This is a genomic window from Salegentibacter mishustinae, from assembly GCF_002900095.1.
In the GTDB taxonomy this organism is placed as follows: domain Bacteria; phylum Bacteroidota; class Bacteroidia; order Flavobacteriales; family Flavobacteriaceae; genus Salegentibacter; species Salegentibacter mishustinae.
On the sequence record NZ_LLKN01000002.1, the window covers coordinates 953,384 to 968,772 of the forward strand.

Below are 15,389 nucleotides of genomic sequence, written 5' to 3' on the forward strand. Positions count from 1 at the left end.
GAAATCAAATTGTATTTTCTAATAATAATGCTTGGTGAGCTTGATTTGTTGTAGCTTACTTGAAAATTAATAGGGGTACTTTTACAGAAGAATATATTTGTTTTACCACGTCTTTGTGTAGCAAATTACTTTTCTGTTGGTTTTTTCTTTCAAGCATCGCCACAATATCTATATCTTCTTCTTTAATAAACTTAGATAAAGCGTCTACCACATTATTAGAATAAATAAGTTCGTATTCCAGTTTGGAAGAATCGAAATTAGCCGATTTTAACCATTTAAACTTTTCCTCTTGCTCTTTTATTTTTTCCGGTCTGTCGTCTTTCTTAATAATGTGAACCACGCTTATCTTTGAGCTATGCGTAGAGAAGGTTTCCACCAGTTTTTTTAAGTAAAAAACATCTTCTTCTTCAAAATCTGTGGTGTACAAAATCTTTTTTGGAGTTTTGACTTCATAAGCCTGTGGGATAGTAAGAATAGGAAATTCAGGATGGGTGATCATTTCCTTTGCCGTGCTTCCAAAAAGAAGTTCTCTAATAGGTCTTGCTCCACAAGCGCCTATAACCAGCATCTGTAAATTCATGTCTTTTACGAAATCCTGTATTCCTTTTATAGGAGATTCTCCGGTGACCACCGAGATAGTAAGATCAAGATTTTCTAAACTATCTCCTAATTGTGAACTACAAAAATCTGCCACTCGATGTTTTTCTTCAGTAAGCAGCTTTGCAGTTTCTTTTTTCGATAATTTCTGGGCGCTGGTCACTACGTGTAAAACAATTAAATCAGCATCAAAGATTTTCCTGTTAGCGTAGGTATATTTCAAAGCTGTACTGGAATTTTCCGTACAATTTGTAGCATAAACAATCTTCTTCATGATATTAAAATTTATACTTTAAAATAAGCGCTTATTCACACGAAAAAGAATGATTTTAATCAGCTATATGGAGATTGTTTGAGTTCTGTGCTATTTTATTCTTCGATCCGGGAATTTTTGTGTTTTTATTTCTGCTTAAGAAGGGTATTCGCCTTATCTATAGCTTTCTAGGCATACTAAAATCATTCAAAAAAATACCGCAATAAAATTACATTGGATTAAAATCAACGTAATGGAAGGTAATGTTTATCAAATCTGGCCTAAGAATTTTATAAGAAAAATTTGAAAATTTAGGGGACCGTACATTATTCTGCTATTTTAGCATTTCAAATTTAAAACTACCATAATGAAAGAACTAGTTGAAAACATTCAAACTACATTTGAAAATTTCCAAACTGAGGCTAACGCTCAATTAGAGACTGGCAATAAAAGCGCCGGGACCAGAGCAAGAAAATCTTCTTTAGAGTTGGAAAAACTTTTAAAAGAGTTTAGAAAAGTTTCAGTTGCTGAATCTAAGAAGTAAAGAATAAGGCTGTCTGAAGAGGCAGCCTTTTTTCTATACCTCCATCTAAAATTGAAAATTTAGTAGATTATTTTAGGCCCGATTCAGCTATTTTAGACCTCATCTAATTTGGTTATAAGGTTTACTGATTATTTGATTATTCGACCGTCTTCCAGGTAAATGGTTCGGTCTGTTCTTTTGGCAAGATCTTCGTCATGCGTTACCATAAGTAGGGAGAGTCCTTTTTCCTCTTTTAAGTTTTTTAAGAGTTGAAATAAATTCTCTGAATTAAAACTATCCAGGTTACCGGTAGGTTCATCTCCAATTAATAACATAGGTTCATTTATTAGTGCTCTGGCTACGGCAACTCTTTGCTTTTCTCCTCCTGATATTTTTGATGCTTTTTTAGAAACTAGATGACCAAGATGAAGTTTGGTAAGTAAATCTATGGCGTCTTCTTCAATTTGTTCGACCGATTTTATCGCTAACTTTTTTGCCGGAAGCATTACATTTTCCAACACACTAAATTCTGGAAGGAGATAGTGAAACTGAAATATAAAGCCTATTTTTTTGTTTCTGATATAGGATAATTCCTTCTGAGATTTCCCTGTTACTAATTCATTCTGAAGATAAAGTTCGCCGCTATAATCGGTATCCATGGTAGAAAGAATGTATAAAAGAGTAGATTTTCCTGAACCCGACTTGCCCATTATACTGGTGAATTCTTCTTTTTTAACGCCCATATAGATGTCCTTAAGAACATGAAAGGGTTTCTCTTTACCGAAGAGCTTGTTGATATTTTTTGTTTCCAGAATGTAGCTCATAGTTCTATTAGTTACCTCTTATTATTTGTACCGGATCTATAGCTCGAGCCTTTTTAGAAGGAAAATAGGCTGCAATAAAAGTGCATAGGAGCGCAAAAACTAATCCTATAAGATAATCAGTGGGATTATAAATTATAGGATATGTTGTGATGGTAGGTAAAGCTTCGGTTTCAAATGGAATAGTGTCAATAAGGCGCGATAAGCCCAAACCCAAAATAAGACCTAAAATTCCTCCTGCAACACCAATAAATGTTGCCTGACTTAAAAAAATCCATTGTACATCTGATCCGGAAAAACCAATAGCTTTAAGTATCGCTATATCATTCATCTTTTCATAAATAAGCATATTTTGGATATTATAAATGCCAAAACCCGCAACTATTAAGAGCGTTATAGAAACGGCATAGGTAATAAGGTTACGAATGTTAGAACCGGTTTCAAATTGGGCATTCATTTGGTTAATATCAATAGCAGATACATTGTATTTCTTTTCCAACACTCCGGCCAGGGCTGGAGCATCTGAAATATCAAATAGCTTTATATTAATATCGGTAATATAGTTTTCGGCCTCCCCTAAAATTCTTTGTACGGTTTTTAAGTTTGTATAACTCTGTATATTATCTATATCTGCTATTCCACTTTGGTAAATCCCAACCACCTTTAGGGGAAATTTATCACCTTTTGCGGTACTCACAATTACTTTTCTACCTCGAGAAATTGACATTTTTTCGGCTATTCCGGCGCCGAGTAAAATACCGTTTTCAGTATTTTTTAGATCCAGAATGCTACCCTCAATAATATAATCCTGAATATTGGAAAGTTTTGATTCTTTAATAATATCTACTCCCACTAAATTTCCTCCAAGTTCTATATTCCCGGATAGGTAGAAAATCTGGGTTTGAAGCTGTGGTGTAGCTCCCTGTACTTTTTTATTTTTCTCTAGATCGTTTAAAATTGGAAATGCATTATGGATCTTAATCTGATTTTGTTTGGGCTTTATAGAATGTATTATGGGAACAGCATCTTCAAAATCTTTGTATAGCGCAATTGCCTGCTTTTCGCTAGGTTTTATTTCGTTGAAGAGATGAATATGTGATACCTGGTTTAGTATAAGATCGTCAAGCATGGTGTTGAGACCGGTCATAAAACTTACCAAAGTTATATAGGCTGCAATCCCAAAGGTGACACCAATTGAAGCAGTGATCGTAGACTTCAGCTTAGAAAACAAGTGAGTTTTTGCTATTTCCAGTATAACTTTCCAGGATCTCATTATTCTGGTTTGTAAAGGGTTTCATTTTCATCAATTCCAGAAATAATCTCTACGTGCTCCAGGTCTTGCAACCCCGTTACGATTTCTACAGGACCATCCTCAGTGAGGACATTATTTTCATCTATAAGAAATTCCTTTGGAATAATTAGAGCATCCTGTTTTTCAGCAATTATAATATTTGCTTCCCCGCCCAGACCTGGAAATAGTTTAGGCGGATTCTTTATAAATACAGCTTCAATCTTAAAAGTTTGGCTTCCCTCATTTTTAGCCGGAAATATTTTTTTTACGGTAGCCTCAAAAACCTGGGAGCCATAAGCATCTAAAGTTAGCAGGGTTTTTTGCCCTATTTCCAGTTTAACGATGTCCATCTCATCTACCATTAACTCTATCACAAAATTATTGGTGCTTCCAATTAAGGCAAGTGGTTCTATGGTGTTTACGATTTCTCCCGGCTGTTTGTATAAAGCGTAGATAGTTCCGTTTATTTTGCTGTGTATGGTAAATTCTTCAGAAGAATAAGCCGACGATCTGTAATTATTCAATGCTTGAGTAACTTGAATGGAAAGCTCATTCCTGGTGCGCTCATATTCTTCTTTTAGTAGCTGAAGATTATTGCTGGATAGTTCGTAAGCTAGCTTTTGGTTTTCATAATTAAGCTTTGAACCAATATTTTGTTCCCACAATCTTTTTTGCCGCAAGAAATTAACCGAATCATTTCGCAACCTTAATTTCGCTGCTTTTATTTCTTTTTCTAATGATTTAAGTATAGCTGATGGGCCCGATAAATTATCCCTGGCTTTTTCTACATTCAGTTTTGCATTTTTTACGTTCAATTCAGGGGCGATATTTATTAATCTAATAATAGGTGTTCCAGCACCTACCTGGTCGTTTTCTTCTACAAGATTATTTTCCAGTATACCAATTACATTCGCATAAGCTTTATATAAACTATCGGGTTGGACAACCGCAGAAGAATAGACAGATTCTACAAGCTTAGCTCGCCTTGGGGTAATCTCTTCTACTGGCTCAGAGCACGAAATAAAAAATAAAATAATAAAAATCAGCGTGAAGATTTTCATGATATAGATAATTTTATTTTATCGAGCTACACCATTCATAATATGTTGACGATTTTTTCGAAATGCCCAATTCGCAATACATTCAAGGCAAAGATTGATTAGCTATATTAAAAGTACAGGTTGTGCTGTAGATTAAAAATGATTTCCATCAGCAAACCACCTCTGATAGAGAGAATTAAATTTAATAATACAGGGGGGAGGTTCCCTCTTTCCATTTTAGAAAAAAGAAGGAACCATAAGCTTTTGATGATAAATGAAGATGGTTATTTTGAATAAGCACCAGAGGAGTAGGTCAATTCGTAACTGTGAGTGTAAATTTCAAAAACAATCCCGAAAGGATCTTCAACATAACACATTTTATAAGGTTTCTCGTTGGGGTAATATTCCCTAATGGGCATTCGTTGTTTTCCGCCAAAGGAAACTATTTTATCGATTAGATTTTCTATGTCCGGGTCCTGGACGCAAAAATGAAAAAGTCCGGTATTAAAAGGGTTAAATTCAGGTGCCTTTTTTATTCCGTGTGGAAAAGAAAATAACTCAATTCCAATGCCGTCAGAGGTAGACAAATGAGCGATCTCAAATTCTTCCCAATCTTCACCAAAAACGTCTATGCACATTTGTCCAATTGCTGTATCTCTTTCCTTTTTTACAGTGGAAGGTTTCATAATAATATACCATCCCATAACCTCTGAGTAAAAACGAACAGCTTCTTTTATATTGGGGACGGTTATCCCAATATGGGAAAATGATTTTGGATAAGTTTCTTGTTTTTTCATCATTATTTAATTTTTACAGTGCAAATTAAGATTATATTTGTCTGTAAAACAATAAGTTACCTAAAAGTGATATAGGTGACTAAACGGGTTAAATGCTATTAACCAGATATTTATAATTTTAAAATGACTAAAATTTATTGCCCTCTTAACTACACTATGAACCTGATTGGCACAAAATGGAAGCCTTTAGTCTTGTTTCATCTTCTGGAAGGTCCAGTTCGCTCTGGAGTGTTGTAGAAGAAAATCCCAGAAATTTCCAATAAGATGTTTACCCAAACAGTTAGGGAATTAGAAAGGGATAAACTTATAAGCAGGCAGGTATTTCCGGTTGTTCCTCCAAAAGTAGAATATGAATTAACAGCAAAGGGTAAATCTCTGGAAGTTATATTAAAAGGTATGGATGCCTGGGGAAAAGAAATGTCTGCCCACAATTAAACACCATAAATCAAATTGTCTCATATTTCAGCGTAAAAATAAAATCCAGGAAATCTCATCTAAATCACCTTCTCTGCCAGATAGCGTTGTACAGCATAGATATCAATACTTTTGTTGAACTTTTTACTTACACTGGGTTCATTTTCACTGGAGATCCAGATCTTAAGTTCGGCATCAAGATCAAAAGTGCCGGCGGTTTCCAAAGAAAAACGTGAAATATGGCGGTAAGGCAGGGAAAGATATTCCTGTTTTTTTCCTGTTAAACCTTGAATATCTATTAGAATTAGGCGTTTATTGGTGAACATAAAGATATCGCGAAGTAGAGAAAATCCCAGTTCTATTTCTTCTGATTCGGTGAGTAAACGACCATATTTTTCATCTAATTGTTCTTTGGAAATACTCCCTGCATTTCCCATAATCTTATTAAATAAACTCATATTTAAAGTATTTGGTTTCTAAAGGTAACAGTATTTTACAATTATTTGCAGTCAGTTTTCGAGTGCTGTTTATGAAATAATTCCATGGGTAAAATCTTATTGCTTTGTTTTTCTAATAAAAGAAACACTCAATTGCTTATTTTTAAGCCCTGAAGTAGTAAAACCCGTCTATGAACCTCACTGATTTTCTAAAGAATATTGTTCCCTTTTCTCCTGAAGAATTAGCAGATATCACTGCCCATTTTGAGCGAGAGATAGTTTCGAAAAATCAAATCTTGGTAAAAGAACAACAGGTTTGTACTAAACTTTATTTCGTTGAAAAGGGTGTGGGAAGAAGTTATTATTTAAAAGAAGACGGGAAAGAAGTGACGCAATGGTTTTTTATGGAAGGCAAATTTATGTCTAGTATAGAAAGCTTCTTTCAGCAAAGTCCCAGCCTTTATTACCTGGAAATGCTTGAAGAGTCTGTTCTTTATAGCATATCAAGAGAAAATCTTGATCTGCTATTTGCGCGCTACCATAATATGGAAAAACTGGGTAGACTATTATCTACCGAAATGCTTACCCGGGTTGTGAATAAATTAAATGCCGTTCAATTCCAAACTGCCAGGGAACGCTATGATTATATGCTTACTGAATTTCCTTCTATTTCAAGCAGGGTTTCTCTTGGTTCAATTGCTTCTTACCTCGGCATGACGCAGGAAACGCTTAGCCGAATTCGGAGAGCTGACACTTCAAAAAAATCCTGAGCTGCACTATTTGACATAGGTCAAAGGATACCTCTCTTTTAGTAAGGAAATTTGCACTAATAAAAATATTGGTGTAATGAACATAAGCTCACTAAAAACAAAGTTACTTTACTTTTTGCTTGCAGGCCTTATTCCGGCTACTGCGCTTTCCCAGGAGATAGATCCTACTTTAGAAATTCTTATTCAAAAAGCTCTTGAAAAGAATCACGGTTTAAATGTTAATCAATTAGAAGGTGAACAGGCACGGGTAGATCAAAAACAAGCCAAGGCAGTATTTCTTCCCGAGATTACTTTAAACGGAAGTTATACCAGGCTCAATGATGATATTACTTTTGATGAGGACACTCAAAACCTATTGATGTCTACCCAGAAGTTACTTATTAAAGAAGCTGCAGGGCTTCCTTTTAATGCCGACTTCCCGGAGAATATTCCATTACAGCCCGCCAGTAATCTTCAGGATAAGAATTTTTTGAAATCTTCGGTAGATCTGGACTGGGTGCTCTTTAGTGGGTTTGAGGCCACAAATGCTCTTAAAGCCGCGAAACATAAAGAAGCATCTCTAAATTTTGTAGGTGAGGCTGAAAAAGACAAGATAGTCCTCAATCTTATGGAAACTTATGATAAACTGGCTTTGGTGAACGCCTCTCAAGAGGTACTGGCTGCTTCAGAAGATCATCTAAAAGATCAGGAGCGCTTTGTGAAGAAAGCAATAGAAAATGGTCTTGCCACTCCTATAAGTCGGAAAAAGATCGAATTAGCTCAGCAACAACTGGAGGCAAAGCAGCTTGAATTCAGGCAAAATAAACGTTTACTTATTGAGGTTCTACACCAGATCACCGGTGAAAACCGAGAGATTTTGCGTTCGCTTTCTCCTCAACTTAATGCTATTTCTTTCACCGGAAATTCGGCAGAAAAAAGAGCAGAAATACAGGCTCTTGAAGAGGCAGAAAAAGCCGCGACCTACAAATCTAAAATGGAAAAAAGCAACTTTATTCCGAAGCTGGCATTAAAGGGACATTACGAGTTTCTTGAAGATGATCTTTCGTTACTTGACCCGCAGTGGTATGTTGGGGTTGGAATTAAATGGAATGTTTTTGATGGCGGAAAAAGCAAATTAAAAAGCCGAAAATCTCAACTGGAGGCACAAAAATATCAGGAAAAAATTAAAGAAGCTGAAGAGATGATTTCTTTAAGCATTGTAAAAGCAGAAATGTCTTATGAAGCTGCTCTTCAAAATACAAGAATTGCACAAAAAGAAATAGAACTGGCAGAAGCCACTTTTGAAATGCTGAAAAAGCAGCATAGAAATGACCTGGCTTCTATAAGCGATGTGCTGGATGGTTTAAGAGACCTGGAAAGTGCAAACTTTAAACTCCAGGAGTCTTATTTCGATCAAAGCAAAGCTGCTGTTACGCTTATGCACGCAAAAGGAATACTTAATTACTAATTACATTATAAAAAGATATGAAGAACATTAAAATTGGTTTTATACTGCTTGGTTTGCTAAGCCTTGGATCTTGTAATAATCAGGAAGAAATTTCCCCGGTGAGAGGAAAAGTGAAATTTGAAACTATTTCAGTGAGCAGTAAGCTCGCTGGACGCGTTAATAAATTATTCGTAGCTGAAGGCGATGAGGTAAGCAAAGGAGATACCCTGGCATTTCTTGATATTCCGGAAATTAGCGCAAAGATGTTACAGGCAGAGGGTGCTTTAAAGGCTGCGAAAGGCCAACTCAATATGGCTAATGTAGGAGCAACAGAAGAGCAATTAATCCAGATTGAAGGAAAGTTGAATGCTGCAAAAGCAGAACAGGAGTTTGCAAGGGAATCTTATAAAAGACTCAATAATATGTATAAAGATTCATTGATAAGTCGCCAGCAACTAGATGAGGTAAAGATGAAGTTAGAGATGGCCAATGCCCAGGTAAGTGCTGTAGAGGCTAAACGCCAGGAGGCGGGGAATAGAGCCAGAACAGAACAAATAGATCAGGCACAGGGGCAATTGGATAGAGCCCGGGGAGCCAGGGAAGAAGTGCTAACCGCTTCAGATGAAAAGTACCTTATTTCTCCTACTAACATGAGTATTGAAACTATTAGCCTGGTAGAGGGAGAACTCTTAAGCCCAGGGTATACCTTGATTAATGGGTATAAGAAAAGCAGCCTTTACTTCAGGTTCACCATAAACGAATCCAGGATCTACGATTTTAAGAAAGGAGATGAACTAAGCCTGGTTAATCCTTATACCGAAGAGGAGTTTAAAGGAAAGATAGTAAGCATAAAACAGCTGCCTCAATATGCTGATATTACAAGTACTGCACCTTTGTATGATCTTTCAGAATCTGTTTATGAACTTAAGGTGATCCCAACTTCAGATATTTCTGGAAGTAACTTTTATACCAATGCTACTATTCTATTAAAAGACCAATAGTATGAAAGAATTTTTTGAACTTTTAAAAATAGAATTCAAACGAATTTTCTCCAACTCTGTACTATGCGCCATATTTTTTGGGGCGCCAGTGCTTTATGGGATCTTGTTTGGCTATGTATATCAGCAGGCAAAAGTGGTAGATTTACCCATTGTTATAGTAGATCAGGATAATAGCCCACTGTCCAATACCATTATTGATGCTTTTGAAGATAATGAAGCATTGCTGGTAAAAGACCGTAGGTATGCACCAGGGGACATCTTGGAAGAAATGCCGGTAGAGCAGTATGCGGCCGTCGTAACCCTGCCTTCAGGATTTGAGGGAGATATCCTTCAAAAGAGATATCCAGAGGTAAGAGTAGATCTCAATATGGCCAATATTCTTAATGCGAATACTGCCAGCAAGAATATTCAGCAGGTATTGATGACCCTTAATGCAGGGATTGAGATCGAAGGTCTTCAAAAACAGGGCTTATCTCCATCCCAGGCAAAAGTAAGCTATGAGAGTTTTAAGGTGAATTTCAATAAATTGTACAATTCTACAGGCAACTATTTGAGTTTTATGCTGCCGGGATTGTTGGGTGCTATTATGCAACAAGTAATTTTCCTGGCAATGGCTTTGGTGTTTTCGCGTGATTTTGAAGACGGATATTTTAAAAGCCTGGTAAAAAAGAATAAATCATCCTGGTATCTTATCGCTTTAAAAGTAACTCCTTTTTTGTTGTTTCTTCCGCTAATGTGGTTTATAGTAAGTAGGCTTTTTGTATTCTTTAATGTTGAAGCAGCTATTTTTAATATTCCTATGCTTGTGTTAGTGAGCTTATTGAGCCTGGCTTCAATGGGAATTGGAATGCTGTTTTCAATCGCAATTCCAAATCAATTAAAAGCTACCGAACTCTTAATGGTAATCTCAACCCCGGCCTTTGTTTTAAGCGGATTTACCTGGCCAAGTCTTGCCATACCGGGATTTATAAATGGTATTGCGCAATCTATTCCCGTAACCCAATTTTTGGCTGCTTTTAGGAAGGTGGCTTATTATGGAGGCGATATGGCCGATATACTTCCTGAAATTAAAATGTTGCTAATTATTATACTGGTAAGCTTTGTGGCTATGCTATTGCTGCTTCAGCTTAAGATTAATAAAAGCAAAAAGCGAATAGCTGGTTAAAAATAGGTTATAAGTATTATTAGTTAAAATGAAAACCCAGATTTTTATTTGTTTAATAGAAATAAGAAATTGTATATTTGCCAGCCCTCTTTTAGAATCACAGTTTCTAGAGCTAAAATTTAGAAATAGTATTTTGAAAGGGATTCCTTATTTAAAGATATAATTACAGGTTTTAGAAAACCTTTTCAATAAAAAATGGCGGTTTTTTTAAGCCGTGTGATAAAAATCACTTTGAGTTGATTTTTATCGTAAAATTAAGTTGTGTTGTTTGTCCCGAAATTATCGGGATGTGTAGTTAGCCAGTTATTGTCTTGTGTTGTGAAGATTTTGGCTAACCAATGAGAAGCTTTTTTCCGTGTATTCGGAAAGAGGCTTTTTTGTTTTAGGGACTTTTCTCAAAAGGGAACTCCAAAAATTTTCCAATTGCACTATCCACTTAGCAGTCTCACCAATATAAAATCTATCTAATTTTTTATTATAAAGAATATAGAGGTAGTGCATAGCATAGAATTAAAAAAGCCCGAAAACACAAAGTGTATCGGGCTTTTAAGGTGGTGCCTCCAGCCCCGACGCTTCGGGGGGAACCAGGGGCTATTTTTTCTCAAGAATATCTTCTAATATCCCGGGATTGTCGACTATTTTTCTAATGAATTTCTTGCTCTTCATTCGTTTGATGAATTTTTCCAGGAAAATTGCATCTTCTTTACTAAGATTTTCAACTTTTAGCACAAGTTCCCAGTCGTCTGCTTTTCCGGTGAATGCTTGCTTATAATGTTTAGAGTGATGCTTTTGTATTCTAGCTTTAATGTTAAATGTTTCACCAGTATAAAATCTATCTAATTTTTTACTATAAAGAATATAGAGGTAGTGCATAGTATAGAATTAAAAAAGCCCGAAAAAACAAAGTATATCGGGCTTTTAGGGTGGTGCCTCCAGCCCCGATGCTTCGGGGGAACCAGGGTCTATTTTTTCTCAAGAATATCTTTTAATATCCCGGGATTGTCGACTATTTTTCTAATGAATTTCTTGCTCTTCATTCGTTTAATAAATTTTTCCAGAAAAATTGCATCTTCTTTACTGAGAGTTTCAAATTTTAGTACTAGTTCCCAGTCGTCTGCTTTTCCGGTAAATGCTTGCTTGTAATGTTTAGAGTGATGCTTTTGTATTCTAGCTTTAATGTCAGATGTCTCACCAATATAAAATCTATCTAATTTTTTACTATAAAGAATATAGAGGTAGTGCATAGCATAAAATTAAAAAAGCCCGAAAACACAAAGTGTATCGGGCTTTTAAGGTGGTGCCTCCAGGAATCGAACCAGGGACACAAGGATTTTCAGTCCTTTGCTCTACCAACTGAGCTAAGGCACCAGTTGCTTATTGTTGTAAGCGGGTGCAAATATATATTCATTTTTATAATCTCACAAAGGAAATTTTAAAAAAATGCTTTTGTAATTTAGCCAACACAATCAAATTGCTATGAATTTAATCGTTGACGTAGGGAATTCTTCCGTAAAACTTGCTGTTTTTCAGGACTATAAACTTTTGGAATCTTACACATCTTCAATCGAAAAATTTTTTGAAAAATTTCAGGAAATAAAAAAAGATTATCCGCAAATCGCGTTTTCCATTCTTTCTTCAGTAATAAAAGATACTTCAGAGCTTGAAAAAATCCTGGAAAAAGAAGCTAAGCTCTATGTTTTAAACGAAAGCACTAAGCTTCCGTTCAAAAACAATTATGCTTCATCTCAAACTTTAGGAAAAGATCGATTGGCGTTAGTTGCAGCCGGTTCTTTAAAGTTTCAGGATGAAAATTTATTGATTATAGATGCTGGCACGTGTATAACTTTCGATTTTAAGAATAATGCGAATGAATATTTAGGGGGCGCTATTTCTCCCGGTTTGCAGATGAGGTTAAAAGCGCTTAATCATTTTACCGCTAAACTTCCGCTGGTTGATTTAGATGAAAATGTCCCGCTAATAGGCGATTCTACTCAAAATAGTATTTTATCTGGGGTGTTGAATGGGGTAAGTGCAGAGCTTGATGGAATTATTGATCGCTACAAGGCTGGTTATAAATATTTAACAGTTATTTTAACAGGAGGGGATACGCAAATTTTGTCAAAGCGGGTAAAAAATAGCATATTTGCCAACCCGAATTTTCTTTTAGAGGGTTTAAACTACATTTTAGAATTTAACAAGACTCAATGATTAAACGATTTATAGTAATCGTAGCTGTTTTTTTTACAGTGGTTGCTACAGCTCAGGAGAATGTATCATCGCCCTATTCTTATTACGGGATTGGACTTAACACTTTTAAAGGAACTGTAGAAAACAGGTCTATGGGTGGTTTAAGTATGTTTTCTGATAGTATTCACCTGAACCTTAGAAATCCTGCCGGTTACGGTAGGTTAAGAAGAACCACTTACGCTGTTGGGGGATCTCACGAGCGACTCAGTCTAAATTCAGATGCTGGAGAGGATAATGCAAAAGTTTCGTCTCTGGATTATTTGGCAATAGGAGTGCCTGTTGGAGGGAATCTTGGATTTGGTATTGGGGTTTTACCATATACTTCGGTGGGATATCAAATTTTAGACATTAGAGAATCTGTTGCCAGCAGGCTGGAAGGTCGTGGCGGAATGAATAAAGTATTTCTTTCGGCAGGTTATCAGGTGCTTCCATCCTTGAGTATTGGTGTAGATGCTAATTATAACTTCGGAAACCTTCAAAACCAAAGAACACTTATTCGTGAAGAAGTGCAATTGGGTTCTCGTGATGTAAGTAGAACAGATCTTTTGGGCTTTAGTTATAATTTTGGAGTTGATTTTCAGGAAAAACTAAAAAACGGACTTAACTTACACGCAGCAGCTACTTATTCACCAACTACAAATATAGATGCAGAGAATTCCAGGCAACTGGCAACAATAGCCTTTTCTGGTAGTGGAGGTGAAACAGTAGTTGAAGAGCATGATCTAAACGTTCCCGATTCTGAATTAACGCTTCCTGCAAAGTATACCATTGGTCTTGGATTAGGAAGATCTAATAAATGGTTTTTTGGTGGGGAATATGTAAGTACAGACGATAATTCATTTTTAAGTGTGAGTGGTGCAGGAGGAGGAAACGCGAATTTTGAAAATGCTGCACAATATAAATTTGGTGGGTATTTTATTCCACAATATAATTCTATTACAAATTACTTTAACCGCATTGTTTATAGGGCTGGATTTAGGTATGAGGAGACCGGTTTAAGTATCAATAGCCAGGACATTAATGAGTTTGGCATCACTTTTGGAGTTGGACTACCTGTAGGACCGGGATTTTCTAATATAAACCTTGGATTTGAGTATGGTCAGCGCGGTACAACAGATTCAAGTTTAATTCAGGAAGATTACTTTAGGTTTTCAGTAGGGCTTTCCCTAACCGAAGCCAGAAGATGGTTCGAAAGAAGAAAATTTAATTAACCACGATAATAAAACAAGAAAATGAAAGCGAGATTTATAGCATTAATTACAGGAGCCGTTCTAGGTTCAAGTGTTCTAAGCGCCCAGTCTAATGATTGTGCAACAATGGCTGCTTTGGCTTACGATGATGCCAAGGCTAAAAATTATGATGCAGCTTACGAGCCGTTGATGAAAGTTAGAGAGGAATGTCCAAAATATAGTTTGGCTACTTTCCAATATGGGGAGCGCGCTCTTGAATATAAAATTGAAAATACCGAAGGTGCAGAAAAAGAGCAGTATATAAAAGAGCTTATTGGTCTTTGGGAAGAGCGTTTGGAGTTATTTCCAGATAAAACTTCAAAAGGTAAAATTTATTCTGATATCGCTCAGTTAAAGTTTGATCATAAATTAGGTGATACAGAAGAATTATATAATGCTTTTGATAAAGCTTATACAGAAGATCGCGAAAACTTTACAAGTCCAAAAGGTCTTTATGCTTATTTCCAGTTAATGGTAGATATGCAGGATGCTGGCGATAGAGAGCTTCAGGATGTTTTTGATAATTACGATAAAGTAATGGCGAAAATTGAAGAAGAAGAAAACCAGGCAGCTGTAAAACTTGCACCGCTTATTGAAAAGCAAGAAGCTGGAGAGGAACTTACTTCTAAAGAGGAGAAGCAAATTAAATATGCTGAAATTAATTTGAATAATTATAACAGTGTAAAAAATGCTTTAAACGCTAAGCTTGGTGCCAGAGCAGATTGTGATAACCTTATCCCTCTTTACAAGAAAGATTTTAATGAGAAAAAATCTGATGTAAATTGGTTACAGAATGCAAACGCAAGATTGTCGGCTAAAGATTGTACTGAAGATCCATTGTTCTTCCAGGTTTCTGAAGCATTACACCAATTAGAGCCTTCTGCAAACTCTGCTTACTCTTTAGGGCAGTTAGCTGAAGCCGATGGCGATAGAGCAAAAGCTTTAGAATATTATACTGAAGCTGCTGAGCTAGAAGAAGATCCTAGTGATCAGGCTAGAATTTACTATAGAATTGCTACTAACTATAAAGAAAGAGGAAGTTTTTCTCAGGCAAGAAACTTTTATAGAAAAGGAATTAGTGCCAAGCCATCTTTAGGTAGAGCATATTTACAGATAGCTAATATGATTGCACAAAGTGCAAACAGCTGTGGAGAAACTACTTTCGATAAAAGAGCCGTGTATTGGTTAGCTGCAGATTATGCTGCAAGAGCTGCAAGGGTAGATCCATCTATCGCATCTAATGCAAACCAAACTGCTACTGCTTATAGAGGTAGAGCACCCCAAAAAGCTGATGTGTTTCAACAAGGTAGAAGTGCAGGTGAAGCTATAAATATTGGTTGTTGGATTGGGGAAACCGTTCGTATCCCACAAATGTAAT

16 protein-coding genes, 1 tRNA gene and 1 pseudogene are annotated in these 15,389 nt (G+C 36.1%); 9 read left to right on the forward strand and 9 right to left on the reverse strand.

Translation table 11 applies throughout. From position 1 onward, the window contains the following. Positions 1 to 55 precede the first annotated feature (55 nt). Positions 56 to 871 (reverse strand): universal stress protein, encoded by an 816-nt coding sequence (locus tag APB85_RS07180; RefSeq protein ID WP_057482650.1) that lies wholly within the window; start codon positions 869 to 871, stop codon positions 56 to 58. 346 nt (positions 872 to 1,217) lie between these two features. On the opposite strand from APB85_RS07180, the gene APB85_RS07185 reads away from it, so the two are divergent. Then, a complete protein-coding gene (locus APB85_RS07185; RefSeq protein WP_057482651.1) occupies positions 1,218 to 1,394 on the forward strand; it encodes a histone H1 in 177 nt (58 codons plus the stop codon). A gap of 128 nt (positions 1,395 to 1,522) precedes the next feature. Here the strand turns inward: APB85_RS07185 and APB85_RS07190 are convergent, their stop codons facing one another. The 4 genes from APB85_RS07190 to APB85_RS07205 all read right to left on the reverse strand — a co-directional run bounded on the left by APB85_RS07190 (position 1,523) and on the right by APB85_RS07205 (position 5,322). Then, positions 1,523 to 2,197: an ABC transporter ATP-binding protein gene (locus APB85_RS07190; RefSeq protein WP_057482652.1), complete on the reverse strand. Its 675-nt coding sequence runs from the start codon at positions 2,195 to 2,197 to the stop codon at positions 1,523 to 1,525. Positions 2,198 to 2,204: 7 nt separating this feature from the next. Beyond that, positions 2,205 to 3,467: an ABC transporter permease gene (locus APB85_RS07195; protein ID WP_057482653.1), complete on the reverse strand. Its 1,263-nt coding sequence runs from the start codon at positions 3,465 to 3,467 to the stop codon at positions 2,205 to 2,207. After that, positions 3,467 to 4,546: an efflux RND transporter periplasmic adaptor subunit gene (locus APB85_RS07200; RefSeq protein ID WP_057482654.1), complete on the reverse strand. Its 1,080-nt coding sequence runs from the start codon at positions 4,544 to 4,546 to the stop codon at positions 3,467 to 3,469. The genes APB85_RS07195 and APB85_RS07200 overlap by 1 nt, the downstream gene beginning before the upstream one ends. Before the next feature lie 263 nt (positions 4,547 to 4,809). Continuing rightward, entirely contained in the window at positions 4,810 to 5,322 is a 513-nt protein-coding gene (locus tag APB85_RS07205; protein ID WP_057482730.1) for a lactoylglutathione lyase family protein, read from the reverse strand. A gap of 123 nt (positions 5,323 to 5,445) precedes the next feature. Between APB85_RS07205 and APB85_RS07210 the strand changes: the two are divergent. Further along, positions 5,446 to 5,757 (forward strand): annotated as a pseudogene (locus APB85_RS07210) (winged helix-turn-helix transcriptional regulator). Between the two features lie 59 nt (positions 5,758 to 5,816). Here the strand turns inward: APB85_RS07210 and APB85_RS07215 are convergent. Further along, a complete protein-coding gene (locus tag APB85_RS07215; protein ID WP_057482655.1) occupies positions 5,817 to 6,194 on the reverse strand; it encodes a PH domain-containing protein in 378 nt (125 codons plus the stop codon). A gap of 170 nt (positions 6,195 to 6,364) precedes the next feature. On the opposite strand from APB85_RS07215, the gene APB85_RS07220 reads away from it, so the two are divergent. The 4 genes from APB85_RS07220 to APB85_RS07235 all read left to right on the forward strand — a co-directional run bounded on the left by APB85_RS07220 (position 6,365) and on the right by APB85_RS07235 (position 10,535). Next, on the forward strand, positions 6,365 to 6,943 hold the full coding sequence (locus APB85_RS07220) for a Crp/Fnr family transcriptional regulator (protein ID WP_057482656.1): 579 nt from the start codon (positions 6,365 to 6,367) through the stop codon (positions 6,941 to 6,943). 76 nt (positions 6,944 to 7,019) lie between these two features. Then, a complete protein-coding gene (locus APB85_RS07225; RefSeq protein ID WP_057482657.1) occupies positions 7,020 to 8,390 on the forward strand; it encodes a TolC family protein in 1,371 nt (456 codons plus the stop codon). 17 nt (positions 8,391 to 8,407) lie between these two features. Continuing rightward, positions 8,408 to 9,370 carry an HlyD family secretion protein gene (locus tag APB85_RS07230; protein ID WP_057482658.1) on the forward strand — a complete coding sequence of 321 codons (963 nt, stop codon included), beginning with the start codon at positions 8,408 to 8,410 and terminating at the stop codon, positions 9,368 to 9,370. A gap of 1 nt (position 9,371) precedes the next feature. Continuing rightward, positions 9,372 to 10,535 (forward strand): ABC transporter permease, encoded by a 1,164-nt coding sequence (locus APB85_RS07235; RefSeq protein ID WP_057482659.1) that lies wholly within the window; start codon positions 9,372 to 9,374, stop codon positions 10,533 to 10,535. A 591-nt stretch (positions 10,536 to 11,126) separates the two neighbouring features. On the opposite strand, the gene APB85_RS07240 is transcribed toward APB85_RS07235, so the two are convergent. The 3 genes from APB85_RS07240 to APB85_RS07250 form a co-directional block, all read right to left on the reverse strand. Continuing rightward, on the reverse strand, positions 11,127 to 11,408 hold the full coding sequence (locus APB85_RS07240; RefSeq protein WP_057482661.1) for a GIY-YIG nuclease family protein: 282 nt from the start codon (positions 11,406 to 11,408) through the stop codon (positions 11,127 to 11,129). Positions 11,409 to 11,497: 89 nt separating this feature from the next. Next, a complete protein-coding gene (locus APB85_RS07245) occupies positions 11,498 to 11,779 on the reverse strand; it encodes a GIY-YIG nuclease family protein (protein ID WP_057482662.1) in 282 nt (93 codons plus the stop codon). A 51-nt stretch (positions 11,780 to 11,830) separates the two neighbouring features. Next, positions 11,831 to 11,903 (reverse strand) — tRNA-Phe (locus tag APB85_RS07250). 108 nt (positions 11,904 to 12,011) lie between these two features. On the opposite strand from APB85_RS07250, the gene APB85_RS07255 reads away from it, so the two are divergent. From APB85_RS07255 to APB85_RS07265, 3 genes are read left to right on the forward strand one after another with little or no spacing between them, the layout of a single operon-like run. After that, complete coding sequence (locus tag APB85_RS07255; RefSeq protein WP_057482663.1) at positions 12,012 to 12,743, forward strand: type III pantothenate kinase; 732 nt, start codon at positions 12,012 to 12,014, stop codon at positions 12,741 to 12,743. Next, positions 12,740 to 13,993: a porin family protein gene (locus tag APB85_RS07260; RefSeq protein ID WP_057482664.1), complete on the forward strand. Its 1,254-nt coding sequence runs from the start codon at positions 12,740 to 12,742 to the stop codon at positions 13,991 to 13,993. The genes APB85_RS07255 and APB85_RS07260 overlap by 4 nt, the downstream gene beginning before the upstream one ends. 21 nt (positions 13,994 to 14,014) lie before the next feature. Continuing rightward, positions 14,015 to 15,388, forward strand: coding sequence for a hypothetical protein (locus APB85_RS07265; protein ID WP_057482665.1), 1,374 nt, complete (start codon positions 14,015 to 14,017; stop codon positions 15,386 to 15,388). Position 15,389: the final 1 nt, after the last annotated feature.

Bases quoted from the DNA above. Each gene is read 5' to 3' on its own strand.
- APB85_RS07230 (WP_057482658.1), top strand. From the start codon at position 8,408: ATGAAGAACATTAAAATTGGTTTTATACTGCTTGGTTTGCTAAGCCTT.
- APB85_RS07240 (WP_057482661.1), bottom strand. From the start codon at position 11,408: ATGCACTACCTCTATATTCTTTATAGTAAAAAATTAGATAGATTTTAT.
- APB85_RS07190 (WP_057482652.1), bottom strand. From the start codon at position 2,197: ATGAGCTACATTCTGGAAACAAAAAATATCAACAAGCTCTTCGGTAAA.
- APB85_RS07205 (WP_057482730.1), bottom strand. From the start codon at position 5,322: ATGAAAAAACAAGAAACTTATCCAAAATCATTTTCCCATATTGGGATA.
- APB85_RS07255 (WP_057482663.1), top strand. From the start codon at position 12,012: ATGAATTTAATCGTTGACGTAGGGAATTCTTCCGTAAAACTTGCTGTT.
- APB85_RS07245 (WP_057482662.1), bottom strand. From the start codon at position 11,779: ATGCACTACCTCTATATTCTTTATAGTAAAAAATTAGATAGATTTTAT.
- APB85_RS07265 (WP_057482665.1), top strand. From the start codon at position 14,015: ATGAAAGCGAGATTTATAGCATTAATTACAGGAGCCGTTCTAGGTTCA.
- APB85_RS07235 (WP_057482659.1), top strand. From the start codon at position 9,372: ATGAAAGAATTTTTTGAACTTTTAAAAATAGAATTCAAACGAATTTTC.
- APB85_RS07225 (WP_057482657.1), top strand. From the start codon at position 7,020: ATGAACATAAGCTCACTAAAAACAAAGTTACTTTACTTTTTGCTTGCA.
- APB85_RS07200 (WP_057482654.1), bottom strand. From the start codon at position 4,546: ATGAAAATCTTCACGCTGATTTTTATTATTTTATTTTTTATTTCGTGC.
- APB85_RS07215 (WP_057482655.1), bottom strand. From the start codon at position 6,194: ATGAGTTTATTTAATAAGATTATGGGAAATGCAGGGAGTATTTCCAAA.
- APB85_RS07195 (WP_057482653.1), bottom strand. From the start codon at position 3,467: ATGAGATCCTGGAAAGTTATACTGGAAATAGCAAAAACTCACTTGTTT.
- APB85_RS07260 (WP_057482664.1), top strand. From the start codon at position 12,740: ATGATTAAACGATTTATAGTAATCGTAGCTGTTTTTTTTACAGTGGTT.
- APB85_RS07180 (WP_057482650.1), bottom strand. From the start codon at position 871: ATGAAGAAGATTGTTTATGCTACAAATTGTACGGAAAATTCCAGTACA.
- APB85_RS07185 (WP_057482651.1), top strand. From the start codon at position 1,218: ATGAAAGAACTAGTTGAAAACATTCAAACTACATTTGAAAATTTCCAA.
- APB85_RS07220 (WP_057482656.1), top strand. From the start codon at position 6,365: ATGAACCTCACTGATTTTCTAAAGAATATTGTTCCCTTTTCTCCTGAA.